Source organism: Devosia sp. Root413D1 (assembly GCF_001425235.1).
Classification (GTDB): domain Bacteria; phylum Pseudomonadota; class Alphaproteobacteria; order Rhizobiales; family Devosiaceae; genus Devosia_A.
The window spans coordinates 250,487-268,528 of the sequence record NZ_LMEA01000008.1; the positions used below are offsets into that span (position 1 = coordinate 250,487).

The 18,042-nt window shown below is 66.2% G+C and carries 22 protein-coding genes; 10 read left to right on the top strand and 12 right to left on the bottom strand.

Annotation, left to right across the window (positions count from 1 at the left end):
- Positions 1 to 6: 6 nt before the first annotated feature.
- On the bottom strand, positions 7 to 387 hold the full coding sequence (locus tag ASC89_RS09720; RefSeq protein WP_055885229.1) for a helix-turn-helix domain-containing protein: 381 nt from the start codon (positions 385 to 387) through the stop codon (positions 7 to 9).
- A gap of 82 nt (positions 388 to 469) precedes the next feature.
- Here ASC89_RS09720 and ASC89_RS09725 point away from each other — a divergent pair, with 82 nt between their 5' ends.
- Positions 470 to 1,456 carry an NADPH:quinone reductase gene (locus tag ASC89_RS09725; protein WP_055997143.1) on the top strand — a complete coding sequence of 329 codons (987 nt, stop codon included), beginning with the start codon at positions 470 to 472 and terminating at the stop codon, positions 1,454 to 1,456.
- A 62-nt stretch (positions 1,457 to 1,518) separates the two neighbouring features.
- Here the strand turns inward: ASC89_RS09725 and ASC89_RS09730 are convergent, their stop codons facing one another.
- The 4 genes from ASC89_RS09730 to msrB form a co-directional block, all read right to left on the bottom strand.
- Positions 1,519 to 2,025 (bottom strand): response regulator, encoded by a 507-nt coding sequence (locus ASC89_RS09730; RefSeq protein ID WP_055997146.1) that lies wholly within the window; start codon positions 2,023 to 2,025, stop codon positions 1,519 to 1,521.
- Positions 2,026 to 2,183: 158 nt separating this feature from the next.
- Positions 2,184 to 2,792: a superoxide dismutase gene (locus tag ASC89_RS09735; protein WP_055885237.1), complete on the bottom strand. Its 609-nt coding sequence runs from the start codon at positions 2,790 to 2,792 to the stop codon at positions 2,184 to 2,186.
- Positions 2,793 to 2,895: 103 nt separating this feature from the next.
- Positions 2,896 to 4,968 (bottom strand): S9 family peptidase, encoded by a 2,073-nt coding sequence (locus tag ASC89_RS09740; protein ID WP_055997149.1) that lies wholly within the window; start codon positions 4,966 to 4,968, stop codon positions 2,896 to 2,898.
- 267 nt (positions 4,969 to 5,235) lie between these two features.
- Positions 5,236 to 5,637 carry a peptide-methionine (R)-S-oxide reductase MsrB gene (gene msrB / locus ASC89_RS09750; protein ID WP_055997155.1) on the bottom strand — a complete coding sequence of 134 codons (402 nt, stop codon included), beginning with the start codon at positions 5,635 to 5,637 and terminating at the stop codon, positions 5,236 to 5,238.
- Positions 5,638 to 5,805: 168 nt separating this feature from the next.
- Here msrB and mbhE point away from each other — a divergent pair, with 168 nt between their 5' ends.
- From mbhE to ASC89_RS09790, 8 genes are all read left to right on the top strand, one after another.
- Positions 5,806 to 8,184 (top strand): hydrogen gas-evolving membrane-bound hydrogenase subunit E, encoded by a 2,379-nt coding sequence (gene mbhE / locus ASC89_RS09755; RefSeq protein WP_055997158.1) that lies wholly within the window; start codon positions 5,806 to 5,808, stop codon positions 8,182 to 8,184.
- A complete protein-coding gene (locus ASC89_RS09760; protein ID WP_055885252.1) occupies positions 8,181 to 8,603 on the top strand; it encodes an MnhB domain-containing protein in 423 nt (140 codons plus the stop codon). The genes mbhE and ASC89_RS09760 overlap by 4 nt, the downstream gene beginning before the upstream one ends.
- Positions 8,603 to 8,980, top strand: coding sequence for a Na+/H+ antiporter subunit C (locus tag ASC89_RS09765; protein WP_055885255.1), 378 nt, complete (start codon positions 8,603 to 8,605; stop codon positions 8,978 to 8,980). The genes ASC89_RS09760 and ASC89_RS09765 overlap by 1 nt, the downstream gene beginning before the upstream one ends.
- Entirely contained in the window at positions 8,980 to 10,557 is a 1,578-nt protein-coding gene (locus ASC89_RS09770) for a proton-conducting transporter membrane subunit (RefSeq protein ID WP_055997161.1), read from the top strand. Before ASC89_RS09765 ends, ASC89_RS09770 begins: the two co-directional genes overlap by 1 nt.
- The gene (locus tag ASC89_RS09775) at positions 10,554 to 11,033 is read left to right on the top strand and encodes a Na+/H+ antiporter subunit E (protein WP_055997164.1); all 480 of its coding nucleotides are present in this window, start codon (positions 10,554 to 10,556) and stop codon (positions 11,031 to 11,033) included. The genes ASC89_RS09770 and ASC89_RS09775 overlap by 4 nt, the downstream gene beginning before the upstream one ends.
- On the top strand, positions 11,030 to 11,332 hold the full coding sequence (locus tag ASC89_RS09780; RefSeq protein ID WP_055997167.1) for a monovalent cation/H+ antiporter complex subunit F: 303 nt from the start codon (positions 11,030 to 11,032) through the stop codon (positions 11,330 to 11,332). Before ASC89_RS09775 ends, ASC89_RS09780 begins: the two co-directional genes overlap by 4 nt.
- A complete protein-coding gene (gene mnhG, locus ASC89_RS09785) occupies positions 11,329 to 11,655 on the top strand; it encodes a monovalent cation/H(+) antiporter subunit G (protein ID WP_055885267.1) in 327 nt (108 codons plus the stop codon). The genes ASC89_RS09780 and mnhG overlap by 4 nt, the downstream gene beginning before the upstream one ends.
- 154 nt (positions 11,656 to 11,809) lie before the next feature.
- Positions 11,810 to 12,232, top strand: a complete 423-nt coding sequence (locus ASC89_RS09790; protein WP_055885270.1) for a MucR family transcriptional regulator — start codon at positions 11,810 to 11,812, stop codon at positions 12,230 to 12,232.
- Between the two features lie 102 nt (positions 12,233 to 12,334).
- Here ASC89_RS09790 and ASC89_RS09795 read toward each other — a convergent pair whose 3' ends face one another.
- The 3 genes from ASC89_RS09795 to ASC89_RS09805 all read right to left on the bottom strand — a co-directional run bounded on the left by ASC89_RS09795 (position 12,335) and on the right by ASC89_RS09805 (position 14,359).
- Positions 12,335 to 12,829 carry a hypothetical protein gene (locus tag ASC89_RS09795; protein WP_055997170.1) on the bottom strand — a complete coding sequence of 165 codons (495 nt, stop codon included), beginning with the start codon at positions 12,827 to 12,829 and terminating at the stop codon, positions 12,335 to 12,337.
- A 97-nt stretch (positions 12,830 to 12,926) separates the two neighbouring features.
- Positions 12,927 to 13,583: a glutathione S-transferase family protein gene (locus tag ASC89_RS09800; RefSeq protein WP_055997173.1), complete on the bottom strand. Its 657-nt coding sequence runs from the start codon at positions 13,581 to 13,583 to the stop codon at positions 12,927 to 12,929.
- A gap of 101 nt (positions 13,584 to 13,684) precedes the next feature.
- Positions 13,685 to 14,359 (bottom strand): class I SAM-dependent methyltransferase, encoded by a 675-nt coding sequence (locus tag ASC89_RS09805; protein ID WP_055997178.1) that lies wholly within the window; start codon positions 14,357 to 14,359, stop codon positions 13,685 to 13,687.
- A 134-nt stretch (positions 14,360 to 14,493) separates the two neighbouring features.
- Between ASC89_RS09805 and ASC89_RS09810 the strand changes: the two genes are divergently transcribed.
- The gene (locus tag ASC89_RS09810; protein WP_055997181.1) at positions 14,494 to 14,937 is read left to right on the top strand and encodes an Rrf2 family transcriptional regulator; all 444 of its coding nucleotides are present in this window, start codon (positions 14,494 to 14,496) and stop codon (positions 14,935 to 14,937) included.
- 2 nt (positions 14,938 to 14,939) lie between these two features.
- On the opposite strand, the gene ASC89_RS09815 is transcribed toward ASC89_RS09810, so the two are convergent.
- The 4 genes from ASC89_RS09815 to ASC89_RS09830 form a co-directional block, all read right to left on the bottom strand.
- A complete protein-coding gene (locus ASC89_RS09815; protein ID WP_055997184.1) occupies positions 14,940 to 15,890 on the bottom strand; it encodes an N-acetyltransferase in 951 nt (316 codons plus the stop codon).
- A 6-nt stretch (positions 15,891 to 15,896) separates the two neighbouring features.
- Complete coding sequence (locus ASC89_RS09820) at positions 15,897 to 16,316, bottom strand: SufE family protein (protein WP_055997191.1); 420 nt, start codon at positions 16,314 to 16,316, stop codon at positions 15,897 to 15,899.
- 36 nt (positions 16,317 to 16,352) lie between these two features.
- Positions 16,353 to 17,252: an alpha/beta hydrolase gene (locus ASC89_RS09825; protein WP_082533272.1), complete on the bottom strand. Its 900-nt coding sequence runs from the start codon at positions 17,250 to 17,252 to the stop codon at positions 16,353 to 16,355.
- Positions 17,253 to 17,384: 132 nt separating this feature from the next.
- Entirely contained in the window at positions 17,385 to 17,681 is a 297-nt protein-coding gene (locus ASC89_RS09830; RefSeq protein ID WP_055997194.1) for a hypothetical protein, read from the bottom strand.
- Positions 17,682 to 18,042: the final 361 nt, after the last annotated feature.

The following is an 18,042-nucleotide window of genomic DNA, read 5'->3' on the forward strand; positions in this document are numbered from 1 at the left end:
GCGCGCTTAGGGGCAGACATGGAGGTCTTCGCGCTCCTCGTCCGAGCTGAAGCCCATCCCCCAACTCCGCATGCTGAGCAGTACCGGCTCGAGCGAGCGGCCCAGTTCCGTCAGCTCATATTCAACGCGCGGCGGCACTTCCGGATAAACGATGCGATTGATCACCCCGTCACGCTCCAGTTCGCGCAATTGCAGCGTCACCATGCGCGCCGTCGCATTGGGCACCATCCGGCACAGCGCATTGAAGCGCAGTTTGCCGTCGAGCAGGTGAAACAGGATCACCGGTTTCCACAGGCCCCCGATTACCGAAAGGGTCACTTCTACCGCACAACCGGTGCGGCCAGCCCTGCGGCGTGGGCGGGTCAGGATAGGGGTGCTATCATTCATGATAGTACATGTTGCCTTTGTACGTACTGTTCTCAGATGCATTGAAGACCTAGCTAGGCTGGGAAACAAGAGGAACGTGCGAATGAAAGCTGCCTGGTTTTCCACCAAGGGCCCCGCCCGCGACGTATTGCAGGTCGGCGAGTTGCCCACGCCACAACCCGCGCCCGGCGAAGTGCTGATCCGCGTCCGCGCCTCGGGCGTCAATCCGTCCGACACCAAGGGTCGCAGCGGCAGCGGCGCCCCGGCCTTCCCCAAGGTCGTGCCCAATCAGGATGGCGCGGGTGAGATCGTCGCCGTGGGTTCCCCCGAACTCGACAGCCGGATCGGTGAGCGCGTCTGGTTTTACGAATCCCAGCTTGGCCGCTGGAACGGCTCAGCCGCCGAATACACCACGCTCCCCGCCTGGAAGGCTGTCCACCTGCCCGATGGCGTCAGCTTCGAGGAAGGCGCCTGCCTCGGCATTCCCGCCATGACCGCCTATCGCTGTGTCTTCGTCGATGGTCCGGTCACCGGTAAAACCGTCTTCGTCTCCGGCGGTGCCGGCGCGGTCGGCCGCTACGCCATCCAGTTCGCCAAGCTCGGTGGTGCCCGCGTCATCGCCTCGGTCGGCAATGACGAGGCCGCCGCATCAGCCACTGCGGCCGGTGCCGATCTGGTCCTCAACCGCCACACTGATGATCTGCCCGCCCGGGTTGCTGCCTTCACGGGCGACGGCAAGGGTAGGGGCGTCGACCGCTTCGTCGAAGTCGCCTTTGGCGCCAATCTTGACCTGATCGGCAAGACTCTGGCGCCCAACGGCGTCGTCGCCACCTATGCCAGCGATGCCGTGCCTCAGCCCACCCTGCCGTTCTGGCCGATGATCTTTCTCGACGCGACCATCCGGTTCGTGCTGGTCTATGTGATGACTGCCGAGGCCCACCGCGAAGCCGCCGCCGGCATCAACGCCGCGCTTGAGGCCAATCAACTCACCCACCAGATCGGCCGCGTGCTGACCCTCGACGACATCGTCGTCGCCCACGAAGCCGTCGAACGCGGCGAACTCGGCAAGACGATTATTACGCTGGGCTGAGCCAACAGCCTGATTGGTCCACTTGGGAGGGAGGGCGGATGAGGGGGCGCGGAGCCCGGCTGTCAGTGCGTCGGCAGCGGACGCTCCCGCGTCCATAGCGGAATGACGTTGCCGTATTGCGAGAAATCCGGGCGACGGGACGTCGCGGCGCGGACAGGCCGGTAGCCGGCGAGGCTGGCGGCACGGCGGGCGATGCGCGACTGCACCCGTTCGAGCAGGTATTTCGGCGACATCGGCTTGACGATCACCTCATCGATGCCCGAGGCGATGCAGAGGTCCTTGGTTTCGGGCGACACCAGGCTGGCGAGCGCGATCACCTGGTAGTCGTGATGCGGGATGCTCTGGTCGGCGCGCAGGTCGCGGCTGACCCGGTCGGCACGCGCCGAGGCGCTGTCGAAATCGGTGACGACCACATCGACCGGCGCGAGCCGCATATAGGTGACCAGCGCCAGCTCGGATTCGAACGGGCGGACCCGGAAGCTCGGCACCGAAGCCAGCACCATGCTGAGGATGGAGCTCAGCGCCGGATTGGCGACAAGCACGGCTATGGTGCGGACTGGTTCGGCCAAGGTCTCGCGACGCTCCCAATGGTTAAGCAATTGTTACCATTGTGGCGCGGCGGGCGGAAGCGGCAGGAAATGCGGATCTGGCGATTTTCGCGAGAACCGTTCGGGCAAAATGAAAAGGGCCCGCCGAAGCGGGCCCTGAACGCGATTTCGAGTGAAGCTTAGCGGGCTTCTTCGAACAGGAACTCGACATGTTCCCAGTTCACCAGGTTGTCGAACCAGGCTTCGAGGTATTTCGGGCGCGCGTTGCGGTAGTCGATGTAATAGGAGTGCTCCCAGACGTCGACGCCGAGCAGCGGCTTGGCATTGCCGTGTACCAGCGGCGACTCGCCATTGGCGGTCTTGGTGACCTGGAGCTTCCCATCCTTCAGCGACAACCAGGCCCAGCCCGAACCGAACTGCGTGGTGCCGGCATTGATGAAATCGGCGCGGAACTTGTCGAAGCCACCGAGATCGGATTCGATCGCCTTGAGCAGCGCTGCCGGGACCTTCCCGGCGCCGCCGCCGCCATTGGGCTTCATCCAGTTCCAGAAATGCACGTGGTTGTAGTGCTGGCCCAGGTTGTTGAAGAGCGCCGGGTCCTTGCCAAACACTTCCTTCACCGCGTCCTCGAGCTCGAGCACTTCGAGACCCTTGCCCTCGGCGAGCTTGTTGCCGTTGGTGACGTAAGCCTGGTGGTGCTTGTCGTGGTGGAACTCGAGCGTCTCTTTGCTCATGTACGGGCCGAGCGCGTCATAGGCGTAGGGCAGGGGGGGAAGTTCGTATGCCATTCTGGATGCCTCCTTGGGGGACAGTCTCTATGATTGTTGGCCGCTGGGCTGGCTCCGATATAGGCCCTTTGGCATTGCTCAACAATTCCCGCTTTGGGTGGAATTATGCCAATCCGACGCAACTGAGCGCAAAGGCGTAGCTCAGGCCGGTCTCCTTGAGCTGGTCGAAGCGGCCCGAAGCGCCGCCATGGCCGGCGCCCATGTGCGTCTTGAGGTAAAGCGCATTGCCGTCGGTCTTGGTGGCGCGGAGTTTGGCCACCCATTTGGCCGGCTCCCAATAGGTGACGCGCGGATCGGTGAGCCCGGCCAGCGCAAAGATCGGCGGATAGTCGATGGCCGCCACCTGCTCGTAGGGGGCATAGCCGGCGATGCGGTCATAGGCCGCCTTGTCGGTGATCGGGTTGCCCCATTCGGGCCATTCCGGCGGGGTGAGCGGCAGCGTTTCATCGAGCATGGTGTTGAGCACGTCGACGAACGGCACCTCGGCGATGACCCCGGCCCAGAGCTCGGGGCGCATATTGGTGACGGCGCCCATCAACAGGCCGCCGGCCGAGCCGCCCTCGGCGACAATGCGCTGCTTCGACGTATAGCCCAGTTCGATCAGCGTTTCGGCGGCAGCGACGAAATCGGTAAAGGTGTTGGTCTTCTGCTCGCGGCGGCCGTTCTTGTACCAGGCATAGCCCTTGTCCATGCCGCCGCGGATATGTGCCGTGGCGTGGACGAAGCCGCGATCGACCAGCGACAGCTTCGAGACCGAAAAGCCGGCCGGCAGCGCCATGCCATAGGCGCCATAGCCATAGAGCAGGGCCGGCGCTTTGCCGTCGAGCTTCAGGCCCTTGCGGTAGAGCAGCGTCACCGGCACCCGCTCGCCATCCTTGGCCGTGGCGAAGATGCGCTTTGTCTCGTAGTCATCAGGGTTGTGCCCGGAGGGGACCACCTGTTCCTTCAGAAGGGTTCGCTCGCGCGTCACCAGATCGAGGTCGTAAGTGCGCGATGGCGTGGTCGGCGACGAATAGCTGAAGCGGATGGTCTTGGTGTCGAACTCGAAACCGGCCGACATGCCGAGCGCATAGGCCTCCTCGTCGAATTTCACCGTCCACTCTTCGCCATCGTCGAGGTTGCGCACCACGATGCGCGGCAGCCCCTCGGAGCGCTCGAGCCGGATGAGGTGGTGGCTGAGGAGGATGATGTCGAGGATCAAGACGCCTGGGCGGTGTGGCACCAGGTCGATCCAGTTTTCGGCCGCCGGATTGTCGGCGGCGACGGTGACGATCTTGAAATCCTCGGCGCCGTCGGCGTTGGTGAGGATGTAGAACACCCCGTCGCGGTCCTCGACGTCGTATTCGCGGTCGGTGAGGCGCGGCGAGACCAGCTTCGGCGCGCCGCCGGTGCGGGTGTCGATCAGCCAGAACTCGGATGTCTGGTGGTCGTGCGCGTCGATGACGATGTAGTTGCGGCTGAGCGTCTCATCGACGCCGACGAAGAAGCCCGGGTCCTTTTCCTCGTAGACGATCTCGTCATCGGCCTGCGGCGTGCCGAGCACATGCCGGCGGACCCGGAACGGCCGGTGGTTGTCGTCATATTCGGAATAGTAGATGGCGGTGGAATCGGCCGACCACACACCGCCGCCCGCGACATCCTCGATCACTTCGCCGGTATCCTTGCCGGTGGCGAGGTCGCGAATGTGCAGGGTGTAGAACTCCGAGCCTTGCCGATCGGCGCTCCAGGCGAGCAGGCGGTGCGACGGATCGTGGTCGCCGCCGCCAAAGCCGAAATACTCCTCGCCGGCCTCGACATTGCAGTCGAGCAGCAGCTCTTCATCGCCGCCGTCGCGCGGCGTACGAACCAGGATCGGGTACTGCTTGCCCTCTTCCATGCGTGAGTTGTAGGCCCAGGGGCCGTCGGCTGAGGGTATGCCGCTCTCGTCCTCTTTGATGCGGCCACGGATCTCCCGGTAGATCTTGTCGGTCAGCGCCTCGTGCGCCGTCTCGAAGGCCTCGGCAAAATAGGCGTTCTCCGCCTCGACATAGCGGCGGATGTCGGCCGGCAGGGTGGACGGGTCCTGCATCACCTCCTGCCAGTTATCGGCCCGCAGCCAGTGATAGGGATCCTGCCGCGTGATGCCGTGATTGGTCGTGGCATGCTGGCGGCGTTCGGCGACGGGTGGGGTGGGCATGGGAGGATTCTCGGGAGGGGGTGTTGCCGCGAGGTAGGCGCGACGGTGAGCGATTGTAAAGGACGGGATGCTGCCGCGCCGCCTTCTCCCCTTGTGGGAGAAGGTGCCCGAAGGGCGGATGAGGGGTTCTTTCCGCGTACTTGTGTCGCTCGTCGCTTTCGCTCCGATCGCGCTACACTTCGTTGCGCGGACCCCTCATCCGGCGCTGCGCGCCACCTTCTCCCACAAGGGGAGAAGGCAAGAGCGCGTGGGGCCGCTCTGGGTGCGCTAAGCCTTCGGCTCGAACTGCAGGCTCGTGCCGTTCATGCAGAACCGCTCGCCCGTCGGGTTGGGGCCGTCGGGGAAGATGTGGCCGAGATGGGCGCCGCAATTGGCGCAGTGGGCTTCGACGCGGACCATGCCGTGCGAGCGGTCGACGGTCTGGGCGACCGAGCCCTCGATCGCCTTGAAGAAGCTCGGCCAGCCCGAGCCGGATTCGTACTTGGTGTCGGCGGTGAACAGCTCGGCGCCGCACGAGGCGCAGTGGTAAATGCCGTCGCGCTTTTCGGTGTTGTAGATGTGGGACCAGGGCCGCTCGGTGCCGTGTTCGCGCGCGACGCGGTAGAGCTCGGGGCTGAGCGTGGCGCGCCACTCTTCGTCGGACTTCTGAACCTTGAAGGTTTCGCTCATCGGGGAATCTCCGTTACGGCGCCAGATATGGCGATTGCGGCGCCTGATCGCAAATCCCCCAGCTCTCACAAAGCTGTGGTGCAGTCGTGCGGGCCGACCGGTTTGCCTTGCCGGGGCGGGGGGAGGGGCTAAGCTGCCGCAAGCGAATCCCACAGGGGGCGGACCCGGGTGGAGGCCACACCGGCAATAGCGATTGCACTCGTCGTGCTGCTGCCCTTCGTGGCGGCAGCGCTGGCGCCGCTCGTCCATCGGCTGGTCGGTGACCTTGCCGGCTGGGTGGTGGCGCTGGTGCCGGTGGCGGGGTTCATCGCGCTATGGGGGTTGCTCGGCCGGGTGTCCGACGGCGAGATCATCACCATCGCCTGGCCATGGGCGCCGTCCTGGGGGCTCGAGCTGAGCTTTCTCGTCGACGGTCTGAGCCTCACCTTTGCCCTGACCATTGCCGGCATCGGGGCCTTCATCCTGCTTTATTCGGGCGCCTACCTGAAGGGGCACAAGCAGGGCCGGTTCCTCGGCTTCCTCCTGGCCTTCATGGGGGCGATGCAGGGGCTGGTGCTGGCCGACAATCTCGTCGCGCTCTACCTGTTCTGGGAGCTGACCTCGGTTGCTTCGTTCCTGCTGATCGGCTTCGACCACACGCGTCAGGCGGCGCGCCGCGCCGCGATCCAGGCGCTGCTGGTGACCGGCTTTGGCGGGCTGGCGCTGCTGGCGGCCGGGGTGACGATCTACACCATCTCGGGCGGCTGGGACCTGAGCGCTGCGGGCGACCTCAAGGGCCACCTCGCCTATCCGTTGCTGGTCGGGCTGGTGCTGCTCGCGGCCTTCACCAAATCGGCGCAACTACCGTTCCATTTCTGGCTGCCCAACGCCATGGAGGCGCCGACACCGGTTTCGGCCTACCTCCACTCGGCGACCATGGTGCAGGGCGGCGTCTACCTGGTGGCGCGGATGACCCCGCATCTGGGCGGCGAGGCGATCTGGAACCTGACGCTGATGGCGTTCGGCGGCGCCACGCTGCTCTGGGGCGCGATCGCGGCGCTGCGGCAGACCGACCTCAAGCAGCTGCTGGCGCAGACGACGCTCGCCTCACTCGGCTTGCTGATGCTGCTGCTGGGCGCGGGCACCGAGCTCGCGGTGACTGCGGCGGTGCTCTATTTCATCGCCCACGCCCTCTACAAGGCCGGGCTGTTCCTCGTCGCCGGGGCGATCGACCACGGGACCGGCACCCGCGACATCACCATGCTCGGCGGTTTGCGCGATCCGATGACGCTGAGCTTCATCGGCACCATCATGGCCTCGGCCGCGATGTTCGGGCTGCCGCCATTGATCGGCTTCTTCGCCAAGGAAGAAATGTATGCGGCGCTAGCGATCGGACAGTTTGAGTCGCTGCTGGCGCTTGCTGCGCTCGTGCTGGGCAACGCGCTGCTCGGCGCCATCGGGCTGGCGCTGCTGATCAAGCCCTTCATGGGGCAATTGCTGCCGACGCCGATCGAGCCACACGAGGCGCCGGTGGCGATGCTGGCGGGACCGCTAGTCATGGGCGTCCTGGGAATTTTCCTCGGCTTCGTGCCGACACTGGCTGGGCAACTGGCGGTCGCACCGGCGACCTCGGCGATCCTCGGTGTCCCCGTCGAGACGCACCTGAAGTTCGGCGTCGACCTCTTGGGGCCGGCGTTCTGGCTTTCGGTCGCCACCTGGGTGCTGGCCATCGGGCTATTCCTCAGGCTCGATCTGGCACGGTCGCTGTTGCGGCGCACCGCAACGGCGATCGGCTGGAGCTTCGATATCGGCTTCGACTGGGTGTATTTCGGCATCGTGCGTGTCGCCGGGGCAGTGACGCGGCTGCTGCACCACGGGCGGCTGGAACTCTACCTGTTTTTGGTGTTCGTCCTGCTGGTGGTCGCGGCGATCGGGCCGCTCTGGCTGCTGGACGGGCTGCCACGCGGGCCGCAGACGCTCGATCTCCGGTTCTATGAATGGGGGCTGGTCGGGCTCGCGGTGCTCGGCGTCGTGACCGTGGTCTATGCGCGCAGCCGCCTCTTCGCCATCCTGGCGCTCGGGGTGCAGGGCCTGGCGGTGGCGCTGCTCTACCTGGTGTTCGGCGCGCCGGACCTGAGCTTCACCCAGTTCATGGTCGAAATCCTCAGTGTGGTGATCCTGGCGCTGGTGATGATCCGGCTCGATCTCGATACCGCCGACCGGCGGCCGCTCGAGGATTGGGCCCGTGACGGCGGCGTGGCGCTGCTCGGCGGCGTCGCCGTGACCATGCTGCTCTGGGCGGTGATCGAGGGGCCGTTCGATTTGAGGCTCTCGACCTTTTTCAACGCGCATAGCGTGCCGATCGCGCATGGGCACAATGTCGTCAATGTCATCCTCGTCGACTTCCGCGGGCTGGATACGCTGGGTGAAATCTCTGTGGTGATGACCGCGGGCATCGCCATCCTGGCTTTGATCCGCGGCGCCAGGCGGCAGAAGCCTGTCGAGGTCGCACCGGTCGAGCCTGGGCCTCAGCCGAAGCGCCGCGCGGCGCGAAAGGCTGTGGCATGAACTCGCTGATCTTCCGCACCATCGCACCGCTGCTGGTTGCCGTGATGCTGGTGTTCTCGGTGTTCGTGCTGCTGCGCGGCCACAACGAGCCGGGCGGCGGCTTCATCGGCGGGCTGATCGCTGCATCGGCGCTGACCATCTACGGCATGGCGATGGGCGCCGGTGCGGCGCGCACCGCGTTGCAGTTGCATCCGCTCGCCTATGCCGGGTTCGGCGTGGCGCTCGCGGCACTGGCGGGAGCGCTGTCGATCGTGTTCGACGTGCCGTTCCTCACCGGGCTCTGGACCATCTTCGAGTTCGACGAGGTGGAGGTGGCGATCTCTACCCCGATGGTGTTCGATATCGGCGTCTACTTCGTCGTCTTCGGCACCATCGCCGCGGTGGCGCTGGCGCTCGAGGACGAGGAAGGGGGCGCCTGATGGACCATGTCATCGCCGCGCTCTCCGGTGTCTTCCTCGCCGCCGCGATCTACCTCCTCTTGTCGCGCGCCCTGATCCGCATGCTGCTCGGGCTGGTGCTGCTGGGCAACGCGGTGAACCTCCTGATCCTAGTCGCCGGGCGGCTGGGGCGGATCGTTCCGCCGATTGCGCTCGAGGGGGCGAAGGCGCCACTGGCAGGGGCCGCGAACCCGCTGCCGCAGGCGCTGATCCTCACCGCCATCGTTATCGGCTTTGCGATGTTCGCGTTCCTCCTGGTGCTGGCCTACCGCGCCTACCAGTCGCTCGAGGCCGACGACACCGACCGGATGCGCGTCACCGAGCCGCGCGGCGGCCCGAAACCGCCGATGAGCTACTGATGAGCGGCGCGATGCAGGATTTCGCCACGCATCCGACCGACTGGCTGGTGATTCTGCCGGTGGTGTTGGCGCTGCTCGGCGGCGCCGTGCTGCTGATGCTGCGCGAGGCGCGGGAGGCGCAGTTCTGGCTGGCGCTCAGCATCGTCGCGGTGATCTTCGTCTCGGACATCGCATTGGCGCTCAGGGTGAGCGAGACGGGACCGGTGGCGATGACCATGGGGCGCTGGCTGCCGCCCTTCGGCATCAGCTTCGTCGCCGATCTGACCAGTGCGGTGTTCGCGCTGGCGGCAGCCGGGGTGACGTTGCTGCTGCTGGTTTACCTGCGGATGGACATGCCCGACCGGGCACGGCGCGATGGGGTCTACCCGCTGATCCTCCTGCTGCTTGCTGGTGTCAGCGGCTCGTTCCTCACCGGCGACCTGTTCAACCTCTATGTCTGGTTCGAGGTGATGCTGATCTCGAGCTTCGGGCTGATGGTCTTGGGCGGACGCAACATCCAGCTCGACGGCACGGTGAAATACGGCTTCCTCAATTTCCTCGCCACCAGCTTCTTCCTCGCCGCGCTCGGGCTGCTCTATGGCACGCTGGGGACACTCAACATGGCCGACATCGTTGGCCGTGCCGGGGCAGCCAACCCGGCGGTGCTGGCCTCGATCGCGGCGCTGCTGTTGCTGGCCTTCGGCATGAAGGCGGCGGCGTTTCCGGTGAATGCCTGGTTGCCCGCCAGCTACCACGCACCGCCGCCGGCAATCTCGGCGCTGATGGCGGGACTGCTGACCAAGGTGGGCGTCTACGCCCTACTGCGCGCCCTGGTGATGCTGCTGCCGGCAAGCCGCGAGGTGCTCGAGCCGGTGCTGGCGCTGGTGGCGATCAGTACGCTGATCCTCGGACCACTCGGGGCGATCGCCGAGACCAATCTCCGGCGGGCGCTCGGCTTCCTGGTGATCGGCGGCATCGGCGCCACCATTGCCGGGGCGGCGCTTGGCAATGCGGCAGGGCTGGCGGGCTCGGCGACTTATGTGCTGCACGCCATGCTGACCATCACCGCGCTCTATCTCGTTGCCGGGCTGCTCGAGGCGATGACCGGCGAGACCGATACGCGTCGAATGGGCGGCATCTATGCGGCGGCCTCGCTGCCCTCGCTGCTGTTCTTCGTCTTGATGCTGGCGGTGGCGGGCGTCCCGCCATTCCTCGGCTTCTGGCCGAAACTGCTGCTGGTGCAGGGCGGCATCGAGGGCTGGGGCTTTGGCCGCGATGGCTGGGGCCTGGCACTGTGGCTCGCGGTGCTCGGCAACGCGCTCCTGACCCTGATCGCCGTCAGCCGGCTCTGGGCCCACATCTTCTGGCGCGCCGGGCATGAGGCGGCAACGACCGAGGCCCCGAACCCCGACCTGAAGCCGCTCAGCCCTCAGGTGCGCTGGCTCGGGCTTGGCTCGGCCGGTGTGCTGACGCTCGTCGTGCTGCTGCTTGGGCTGTGGCCGGAGCCGCTGCTTGGCTTCGGCAAGGAGGCTGCGGCCGGGCTGCTTCGGCCGGCCAACTACGTCGTCGCCACCGGCCTCGAGGGAGCCGCGCCATGAGTCTGGTCCTCCTTACCATCGTCCTGGCGCTGGGCTGGGCGGCGGCTACCGGCAGTTTCACGCTGCCCAACCTGCTGCTCGGCGCGGTGGTCGGCGCCGCCTGCCTGTTCGTCGTGCGCCGATACGTGTCACGCCCGAACCTGCTGCCGCGGGCGCTGCGCATAGTGGCGCTCGCGTGGCTGTTCATCACCGAACTGGTGGCGAGCGCGCTGCGGGTGGCGCGGCTGGTGCTGCGGCCCGATCTCAACGCGCATATCCGGCCGGCGATCATCGCGTTTCCACTGAGCGTGACCAGCGACGCCGAGATCACGCTGCTGGCCAACCTGATCACGCTGACGCCGGGAACGCTCAGCGTCGATGTGTCGGAGGATCGGCGCTTGCTCTACATCCACGCCATCCACGTCACCGATCGCGCGGCATTCATCAAACAGATCGCCGCCGGGTTCGAGGCGAAGGTCGCGGGGGCGTTCCGATGAGCGGCGCGGCCGTATTGCAGCTGGCGAGCCAGATCGCGCTCGGGCTGTTGCTGGTCGGCATGCTGCTGGCGGTGATTCGCCTGATCCGCGGCCCCAATCTCGGGGACCGTATCCTGGCGCTCGATATGATCGGCGTGCTCGCTGTGGGCTTTATCGGCGGCGTCGCCGTGCTGACCGGGTTCTCACTCTATATCGACATTGCCATCGCGCTGGCTCTCGTCAGCTTCCTCGCGACCGTGGCGCTGGCCCGTTATCTGATGAGCCGGGCGGCGCGCCGCAGCAGGGAGGCCGAGCAATGATCCTCGAGCTCACACAATACCTTGCCGCCTTGCTGGTGCTTGCCGGCGCGTTGTTCAGCCTGATCGCGGCGATCGGAGTATTGCGACTGCCCGACCTCTACACGCGGCTGCATGCAGCGTCGAAGGCAGGTGCAATTGGAGCCGGTTTGATCCTGCTTGCGGTCGCAGTGGCATCGTTCGACGGCGCCGTGGTGCTGCGTGCTTTGCTGGGGATAGTGTTCCTGCTGCTCTCTACACCAATTGCCGCCCACTTGCTGGCGCGTGCGGCATATCGCTGCGGCGAGGCGCCGACCGCTGCGACGACTGTGGACGATTTGAAGTGAAACACTTTGGCAACTGCACATTATTGCCGCAAATCAAAGGTTATACACATAGACGACAGTTGCTATTGCATTCGCAGTGCAGCGGTTCTATTGAACCAGTCCAGGGCAAGGCTGCCACCTCTTCGCCCTGACATACCGCAGAAAAGGACCCGAAATGACCGATATCATCAGCGGCAATGCCGCGGCTGACAACGATCTCATCGATCTGAGCGCTGACATCGTCTCCGCTTATGTTAGCCACAATGCTCTCAGCGTTACCGACCTGCCCAAGCTGATTGCTGACGTGCATGCTGCCCTCCGGAATCTCCAGTCTCCCGTCGCGGCCGAGCCGGCCGAGGAATTGAAGCCGGCCGTCCCGGTTCGCAAGTCCGTCGCCCCGGACTTCATCATCTGTCTCGAGGACGGCAAGAAGTTCAAGTCGCTGAAGCGGCACCTGCGTACCCACTACAATCTCTCGCCGGAAGAGTACCGCGAGAAGTGGGGCCTGCCGGCCGACTACCCGATGGTTGCTCCGAACTACTCGGCAACCCGCTCGCGCCTCGCCAAGGACAATGGCCTGGGCCGCAAGGCCGCCTGATCGACTTCGATCGATCGACTAACTCGTGGCCGCTCCGCAAGGGGCGGCCACACTGCTTTGTGGACCTGCTTGTGCCAGGATGCCGGCGGGGGCCGGTACAGCTCAGCCGCAGCGGTCGAGCACGCGCTTGATGGCGGCCGAAGAGCCTTTGGCGCCAAACGTGTTGCTGTCGAACACTTCGAGCCCGCCCTGCGACTTGCTGCGGACATAGGCAATGCGGATCGTCGCCTTCGCCCCCTGGGCGATGCGCGCCCACTGCCGGGCCACCGGACCACGGACGATCATCGAGGTGCCGTCGCTGTGGATGAGCGGGATCTCCTGCGCAAAGCTGCTGCCGCCGGCAGCCGAAACGCCGGCACCCTCGGCGGGATCCGGGGTGATGGCCAGGTTCATCGAGCTGGCGCCGGCGACCTGCCGATGCGGCGAGCGCACCCAAAAGCCCATCGCCAGGTCGCCGCCGCGGCAGGCGAACTGGAACTGTGCGCTGCCATTGTCGAGATAGGCGATCGGCACGCTGCCATCCTCGTAGGTCCATTCTGCCGCACCGGCCGTCGTCGCCAGCGCCAACACGAGAAAAGCTGAAATCACCCTGAGCATGCACATCCCCGTCAAAGACGGCGGACCGTAGTCGCAGAGCGGCGCCGCTCGCAAGCGATGCCGCGATCAAGGTGTGGAGAGCAGCGTCGACGCCCCTCTAGGCCGCCGCCGTCTGGCTGTCGGCGAACACCGCATACTGCGCCGAATAGGCGCGCTGGAAGGCCGGACGCGCCTTGCCGCGAGCGACATAAGCGGTGAGGTTCGGATGCTCGGCCAGCAGGTCCGAGCCCTCGAGCCGGCGCAGTACGCCGACCATCACCAGGTCGCCGGCGCTGAACGCGCCATCGAGCCAGTCGGCATCGCCGAGCCGCTGCGACAGGTCGCTCAGCCGGTCCCGGATGCGCCCGTCGACAGTCGCCAAGTGCTCCCCGTACCAGGGCTTATCACCTTCGAGATACTCCGCCGCTTCGCGATCGACGATCGGCGGCTCAATGGTGGCGAGCGCGGCGAATATCCAGGTGATGGCGCGGGCCCGCGCCGCGGGGTCATTCGGCAGCAGGCCCCGATGCAACGCTGCGATGTGGAAGACGATGGCGCCGGACTCGAACAGGGTGACCTCACCATCCTCATAGGTCGGGATCTGCCCGAACGGCTGCAGCGCACGGTGCGCCGGCTGCTTCATCTCGGCGAACGACACGAGGCGCACGTCATAGGGCTGGCCAACCTCTTCGAGCGCCCAGCGCACGCGCATGTCGCGCGCCTGTCCCTGGCCGCCATCAGGGGAGGTCGCAAAAGCCGTAATCGTCGGGATCATCAGTGAGCTCCGGTGTTTGCTTCGGCCGGCCAATCCAGCCATCATTTCTAGTCGAAGCCCCGGAGCGGGATTCGACATGGTGCGAACAGTTTTTTTGATCCTTACGCTGCGTAAGCGATCCAGCCCCTGAAGCTGAGGCCGGCGAAGAACAGGCTGATCCGGTCGAAACCGGCCTCGCGCAACATCTGCTCGTCCTCTCCAGGCGAGAGGATGGTCAGCCGGGTGCCGATGGCCTCCCGTGCGGCTTCGAGATGCGCGGGATCGATGCCACGCGGCGCGCCATAGGCCGCATGCCGGGCGATCCATTGCGAGCGCTCCGGCTCGGACTGCGGGAAGCTGATGTGCACCAACGCCAGCGGCGCGCCGGGCTTCAGCCGCCGATGCAGTTGCCGGAGCGTCGCACGCCGTTCGTCGATCGGGATGAAGTGGAAGGTGAGCAGGCTCGTCGCCGCGTCGAACGGACCGGACGGCGCCGCGTCGATCACCCCCCGGTGCAGCAGCACGCGCGCCCCGTACGGGACGATCGTCTCCTCGGCCAGCGCCAGCATGTCGGGCGATGGGTCGACCCCATCGAACAGCCAGCCCGGCTGGGCTTCGGCCAGCGCCCTGAGTTCGAGGCCGCCGCCCGCGCCATGCACCAGGACTCTGCCAGTGGCGGGAACGTGCTCGGCCAGCAGCATCTCCACCATGCGGTGCAGGCTCGCGAAGCCGGGGACCTGACGCGGCGGGCCGTCCAGATAACCGCGGTGGCGAAGGGGAGTGTATGCGCCGCTCATGGTGGCTCCTGATGCGCTCGGCGAGCGTGGACATCGTCTCGCAATATCATGTATCATTTGTTGATACGAAAGATTGAAGCGACGGTCAACCCACTCCGGTTGACAGGGGCGAGTGCAGGTTTCAGGACAGCTGGATGAACAAGGACACGCGACTTTCCGGGGTTTTGCACGTGCTGCTGCATTTGGGGCAGGTGAGCGTTCCGCTGACCTCGGAGGTGCTGGCCACGACCATGGGGACCAACCCCGCCATTTTTCGGCGCACCATGGCCGGGCTGCGCGAGGCCGGGCATGTGCATTCCGGCAAGGGCCATGGTGGCGGCTGGCTGCTGGCGCGGCCGCTGCGCGAGATCACCCTGCTCGACGTCTACCTGGCCCTCGGCCGTCCGACGCTGTTCGCCTTCGGCAACCGCAGCGATAACCCCGGGTGCAAGGTCGAGCAGGCGGTGAACGATGCGCTGGGGGATACGATGGCCGAGGCGGAGGCGTTGTTCGTCGAGCGTTTCGGCGCCATCACCCTCGATCAGTTGATGCCGTCGCGCGCTTCGGCGCTGGCCGTGCACCAGCACGCGCACGACTAGGCTCAACCCGCGTCGGTCAGTACCAGGTGTTCTTCAACGATGCGGAAGCCGGCGCGGGCGAAGGCCTTCGCCATGGGCACGTTGGCAAAGTCGGTGTCGGCACCAATGGACTCGCCGGGGGCGGCTTCGCTGAGGCGCCACGTCATCTCGGCGAGCAGGTCGTCGACATAGCCGCGGCCGCGCTGCGCCGGGACGACGCCAATGTAGCCGATGGTCGGTTGGCTGTAGTTGCGCGCCGGGACGATCAGGCCGACGAGCTTGCCGGATTTCGTGTGGGCCAGCTGCCACCAGTCGCGCGGCGAGGGGAACCAGTGGAGATCGGCGAGCTGCAGTTCCGCTGCGCGCTCGATGCCGTGGACGGCAACGGCATGACGGTCGTGGGCGTCGAGCGTGCCGACCAGCAATTGCTTGAGCACGGCCAGAACCTGCGCGTCATCGGCGGGGCGAAACTCCAGCCGCTCGCTGCGCGCTCGCGGCCCGTCGCGCTCGGCCGACCAGTGATAGGTGAAGCGCTCGACGAACGGCGTCATCCCGGCGCTCTGCGCGCTCGCGAGGCGAGCCTCACCGGCAGACCGCAACGCCGAGTCGTCGCGCCAGCCGGGCGGCATGAACAGGTGGTAGTCCGGGCGCTTGCCCTCAGCGTTGCGGATCGTCAGGTGGGCGGCGCGCAGCAGCGCAGTGCCCAGCTCAACCTGCTGCGGCCCCGGCTCTGCCTCGAGCCAGTCGAGCGACACCGGACGCTTGTCCTCACGTCCAGCCCAGAAGCAGGCCCGGGCGACGACGACGCCATCGCGAAGCGCCACCCAGGTGTGTTCGGGCCGGTACTGGTTCGAGGCGAGCAGGGCCTCATAGTCGCGGGCCGTCTCCCACATGCCGGGCTGGCGCGCGAATGGGTAGGAGAGAAAGAGCTCGGTCTCACCGGGCCGTAGCGGGCGAATGATGAGCTCTGGCATCGTGACTCAGGCCGCCGTCAGCGACCGCGCTTCGCTGCGCATCCGGTTGACCATGGCGACGAGGCCGTTGGAGCGCTGCGTGGTGAGGTGCTCGCGCAGCCCCAGTTCGTCGAAGATGGCGATGGCGTCGGTTTCGGCGATCTCGCGGGCGGGGCGGCCGGAATAGAGCGCAATCAGCACGGCGACGAGGCCGCGCACGATCATCGCATCGGATTCGCCGCGGTATTCGAGGTGAGCGCCATTGTGGTTGGAGACCAGCCAGACCTGCGAGGTGCAGCCATGCACCTTGTTCTCAGCGTTCTTCTCGCTCTCGGCGAGCGGCGGCAGCGCCTGCCCAAGCTCGATGATGTAGCGGTAGCGGTCTTCCCAGTCGTCAAGGAAGCTGAGGTTTTCGGCGATCTCGGCAAAGGCGGCAGGATGAGTCATGTCCGATAGATAGGCGATTAGCGGCCGAGATTGAAGCTATGCCGCGGCAAAGAAGTCCGCGAGCGCAGCAGCGGTGGCGGCCGGATGCTCCTCGGGAAAGAAGTGGCCGCCGGGTACCGCCCGGCCTGCCACCTGGTCGGCCCAGCGGCGCCAGATGCCGAGCGGTCCGCCATCGGGCTCGTACCACTCGGCGAGGGCGCCCGATTGGCTCCACAGCGCCAGCAGTGGCGCGCCGATGCGGCGGCCTGCCTGCCGGTCGGCGCGGTCGTGTTCACGGTCGATGCCGGCGGCGGCGCGGTACTCCTCTGCGATCGCGTGGATGTGGTCGGGCGCGCTGAGCGCGGCGATGTAGGCATCGCGGATGTCGGCGCCGAAACTTGACGGCGGGCTGCCCCAGCCGGAGAGGGCAGCGTCGATGATTGCGGCGGGATCAGCGGCAATGAGGCGTTCGGGGAGTGGCGCCGGCTGGGCGAGCAGCGACCAGGGCCAGAAGGCCAGGGCAAAGCGGGCGTCCGCGGCCTCCCAGGTATCGAGCGTCGGGACAATATCGAGGACGGCCAGCCGTTCGATACGGTCGGGATGGTCGAGCGTCATGCGGTAGGCGACGCGGCCGCCGCGGTCGTGTCCGGCGACAGAGAAGGACTGGTAGCCGATGTCGCTCATCGCACTGACCAGCGCGGCCGCCATGGTTCGCTTGCTGTACGGCGCATGGGCTCGGTCGGTCGGCGGGCAGCCGCTCTGGCCGTAGCCGGGAAGGTCGGGGCAGATCAGGGTGAAGCGAGCAGCTAGCCGCGGAGCGATATCGCGCCACATCAGATGCGTCTCAGGGAAGCCGTGCAGCAGCAACACCGGCGGACCGGCGCCGAGACGACGCGCGACGATATCGAATGGAGCGGCGCCGAGGCGGAGCGTCTCGGCCTCTGCGAACAAAGCCATGGCGGCAGAACTCTCAAGCGCCGCCTATGGTTTCCCGCCAACAAAGAGAGAGCCGCAGTGCGGGGCAGCGCACTGCGGCTCGGCCAGGGATCGCTGCTGGAGTAGCGTCGGGGAAGTGGCGCAACCCCTGGCTCAACCCATCCGATCCGGTCGCGGTCGGGGGAGCGGGACCGGGATGTTCGACGTCATTTGCATGGGTGTGTCGACGGACGGGAGCTTGCTGCCGGCGAGTACCGTGAGCGCGGCCTTGCCGCCGGCGCATTCGAGGGTGCTGCAATCGCTGGCGAGAACCTGAGAAACGATCACCTGCTGGCCCGCCTTGAGGGCCTCAGCCGAGGCATCGCTGGCGGTCTTGCCCAGGTCGAAGTCCTTCGGCGCGATGATGAGGAACATCACCGTCAGCCAGAATGCAGACCTCAACACGAACATCGTCGCCTCTTCCCGTACCGGCAGTCCACCTGCCTTTGTGTGCCGAGAAGGCTAGGCGGGGCGGCTTAAGTCCGGTTTCGAGATTTCGATAAAATTGTAGGCAAATGCCACGGATCGAGTCGGTTGGGTCAGTGGCCGCGAACTCGCCCCATCTCCGATGACATCGAGCTTGGGAGATTCGACAGGTGGTCAAGGCGAAATGCACAGCCCGTTGGAACCCCGCGGTCGGCGCAACGAACTGTTTACGCTAACCCCAGAAAGCCCCTGCGCAACGCCATGGATCGGGTGCGCAACCGCCTCGCGGGCTCTTCCCCTTAAACCCGCATTAGGCGTTCGGGTGGAAGCTCCGGACAACAAGAAA

What these genes read in the sequence shown, in the direction of transcription:
- ASC89_RS09720 (WP_055885229.1), bottom strand. Translation starts at nt 387, where the DNA reads ATGAATGATAGCACCCCTATCCTGACCCGCCCACGCCGCAGGGCTGGC.
- ASC89_RS09725 (WP_055997143.1), top strand. Translation starts at nt 470, where the DNA reads ATGAAAGCTGCCTGGTTTTCCACCAAGGGCCCCGCCCGCGACGTATTG.
- ASC89_RS09735 (WP_055885237.1), bottom strand. Translation starts at nt 2,792, where the DNA reads ATGGCATACGAACTTCCCCCCCTGCCCTACGCCTATGACGCGCTCGGC.
- ASC89_RS09740 (WP_055997149.1), bottom strand. Translation starts at nt 4,968, where the DNA reads ATGCCCACCCCACCCGTCGCCGAACGCCGCCAGCATGCCACGACCAAT.
- msrB (WP_055997155.1), bottom strand. Translation starts at nt 5,637, where the DNA reads ATGAGCGAAACCTTCAAGGTTCAGAAGTCCGACGAAGAGTGGCGCGCC.
- ASC89_RS09760 (WP_055885252.1), top strand. Translation starts at nt 8,181, where the DNA reads ATGAACTCGCTGATCTTCCGCACCATCGCACCGCTGCTGGTTGCCGTG.
- ASC89_RS09765 (WP_055885255.1), top strand. Translation starts at nt 8,603, where the DNA reads ATGGACCATGTCATCGCCGCGCTCTCCGGTGTCTTCCTCGCCGCCGCG.
- ASC89_RS09770 (WP_055997161.1), top strand. Translation starts at nt 8,980, where the DNA reads ATGAGCGGCGCGATGCAGGATTTCGCCACGCATCCGACCGACTGGCTG.
- ASC89_RS09775 (WP_055997164.1), top strand. Translation starts at nt 10,554, where the DNA reads ATGAGTCTGGTCCTCCTTACCATCGTCCTGGCGCTGGGCTGGGCGGCG.
- ASC89_RS09780 (WP_055997167.1), top strand. Translation starts at nt 11,030, where the DNA reads ATGAGCGGCGCGGCCGTATTGCAGCTGGCGAGCCAGATCGCGCTCGGG.
- mnhG (WP_055885267.1), top strand. Translation starts at nt 11,329, where the DNA reads ATGATCCTCGAGCTCACACAATACCTTGCCGCCTTGCTGGTGCTTGCC.
- ASC89_RS09790 (WP_055885270.1), top strand. Translation starts at nt 11,810, where the DNA reads ATGACCGATATCATCAGCGGCAATGCCGCGGCTGACAACGATCTCATC.
- ASC89_RS09795 (WP_055997170.1), bottom strand. Translation starts at nt 12,829, where the DNA reads ATGCTCAGGGTGATTTCAGCTTTTCTCGTGTTGGCGCTGGCGACGACG.
- ASC89_RS09800 (WP_055997173.1), bottom strand. Translation starts at nt 13,583, where the DNA reads ATGATCCCGACGATTACGGCTTTTGCGACCTCCCCTGATGGCGGCCAG.
- ASC89_RS09805 (WP_055997178.1), bottom strand. Translation starts at nt 14,359, where the DNA reads ATGAGCGGCGCATACACTCCCCTTCGCCACCGCGGTTATCTGGACGGC.
- ASC89_RS09810 (WP_055997181.1), top strand. Translation starts at nt 14,494, where the DNA reads ATGAACAAGGACACGCGACTTTCCGGGGTTTTGCACGTGCTGCTGCAT.
- ASC89_RS09815 (WP_055997184.1), bottom strand. Translation starts at nt 15,890, where the DNA reads ATGCCAGAGCTCATCATTCGCCCGCTACGGCCCGGTGAGACCGAGCTC.
- ASC89_RS09820 (WP_055997191.1), bottom strand. Translation starts at nt 16,316, where the DNA reads ATGACTCATCCTGCCGCCTTTGCCGAGATCGCCGAAAACCTCAGCTTC.
- ASC89_RS09825 (WP_082533272.1), bottom strand. Translation starts at nt 17,252, where the DNA reads ATGGCTTTGTTCGCAGAGGCCGAGACGCTCCGCCTCGGCGCCGCTCCA.
- ASC89_RS09830 (WP_055997194.1), bottom strand. Translation starts at nt 17,681, where the DNA reads ATGTTCGTGTTGAGGTCTGCATTCTGGCTGACGGTGATGTTCCTCATC.